Source organism: Rhodococcus sp. NPDC003382 (assembly GCF_053589135.1).
This window is the reverse complement of sequence record NZ_JBSFRH010000110.1, coordinates 1-2,018: the sequence shown is the minus strand read 5'-3', so window position 1 is coordinate 2,018 and position 2,018 is coordinate 1. Positions and strand designations below refer to the sequence as shown.

General features: G+C 70.4%; 1 protein-coding gene. It reads right to left on the bottom strand.

Features of this window, described 5'->3' with window-relative positions; translation table 11 throughout:
- The coding region (locus ACWDUD_RS30600; protein ID WP_450111774.1) for a condensation domain-containing protein at nt 1-1,970 on the bottom strand (1,970 nt) is incomplete at its 3' end.
- Between the last annotated feature and the right edge of the window lie 48 nt (nt 1,971-2,018).

Sequence of the window (2,018 nt, the reverse complement as noted above, 5' to 3'; positions counted from 1 at the left end):
ACCGCAAACCCCGACACCAACACCCGATCCGCCACCGGCACCACATCCACCGACGACAACCGCACACCACCAGCCCCCGCCAACACACCGAACGCAGCACGCAGGGTCTCGACGGCCCGCTGAGCGGTCTCGGCGTCGAACAGGGCACCGGCGCACGCGAGCGTGCCGGTCAGTCCGTCGGGCGTATCGGCGATCTCGATCTCGAGGTCGGTCTTGACGCTGTTGGTTTCGTCGGCCTCGGTGTACCGGCCGAAGCCGGCGCGGCCGAGGACGTCGTGGGTTTCGTCGACCAGGTCCGCGACCCGGAAGGACACGAGCGTCTGGAACAGCGGGTTGTGCGCGGCCGACGGCGTGGTGCCGCTGACCCGCACGATGTGGTCGAACGGCATGTCCTGGTGGGCGAACCCACCGAGCACGACCTCCCGCACCCGGCCCAGCAACTCGTCCACCGTCGGATCCCCCGACAGATCGTGACGCAACGGCAGCGTGTTCACGAAATACCCCACCACCGACGCCAACGCCTCGTCCGTACGGCCACCCACCGGCGACCCCACCACGATGTCGTCACCGGCACCCAACCGCTGCATCGCGATGACGACCGCGGCCTGGACCAGCATGTACATCGTGACGTCGCGTTCCGTGCACACCCGCCGCAGCGCGGCCGAGACCTCCGGATCGATCGTGAAGGCGAGTTCGTACCCGGCGAAGTCCTGGACCGCCGGGCGCGGCCGGTCGGTGGCGATCATCGACACCTCCGGGACGCCCGTGAGCCGGTCACGCCAGTAGTCGACGTGGTCGGCCGCGGCGGTTCCGGGCCGGTCGGCGCCGGCGAGCATCGCGTCCTGCCAGGCCGCGAAGTGCCGGAACGTCACGGATTCCGGCGTCCACTGCGGTGCGGTGCCGCCGCGGCGCGCGGTGTAGGCGCCGAGGAGGTCGCCGAGCAGCGTCGGCGTCGACCATTCGTCGACGAACGCGTGGTGCACCGCCAGCGCCGCGACCTGCGGCCGGCCGTCGACGGTGAACACCGCGGCACGCATCGCCGGGTCCAGACGGAGGGAGAGCGGACGATTCACCCACTGCGCGACCGCGTCGGTCAGGGTGCCGGCATCGCTCACGATCTCCTCGACGGGGAACGCGCCGGTGCGCGGAGCCTCTACGTCGAGCTCGATGCCGTCCGGTCCGGGTACCAGCCGGGACCGCAGTGCCTCGTGTCGCATGGTGAGGTCGGTCAGTGCCGCCGCCCACGCGTCGGCGGAGAAGTCGTCGGGCACGGTGAGCACGAGCGGCACGGTGTAGACCGAGCCGGCTCCGGTGATCTGCTCGATCACCCACAGTGACCGCTGACCCGCCGACGCCGGAACCGTCTCCGGCACGACGACGTCGGCGACACCGATCGAGATCGCGCCCTCGGCTGCGTCGAGAGTGCGGGCGAGATCGCCGACGGACCGGGCCTCGAACAGGTCGCGCAGCGTCAGCTTGCGGGCGAAGCGGGCGGCCAGCCGCGCCACGGCCCGGGTCGCGAGCAGCGAGTGCCCGCCGAGGTCGAAGAAGTCGCTGTCGACACCCATCGGAACGGTCTCGTCCAAGCCGAGCACGTCGCGGAAGACCTCGGCCACGGCCCGTTCCGACTCGGTGGCCGGTGCCCGGCCTCCGTCGTGGACCGGTGCCACCGGCTCCGGCAGCGCCTTGCGGTCGAGCTTGCCGTTGACGGTCACCGGCAGCTCGTCGAGCACGGTGATCGTGGGCGGCACCATGTAGTCCGGCAGCCGCGACGAGAGATGTTCCCGCAGAGTGGAAGTCGGATCCTCAGCGTTCCAGGTTCCACGGTCGAGCGTGCAGTAGGCGGCGAGAGTCGCGTCGCGACCGGAGGTTCCGGTCCGGGCGATCACCGCGGACGAACGGACCCACGGATGGGCATCGAGGGCGGCGCGGATTTCGTCGAGTTCCACCCGGAACCCGCGGATCTTCACCTGATCGTCACACCGACCCAGATACTCCAACCCACCGAACGCATTCCA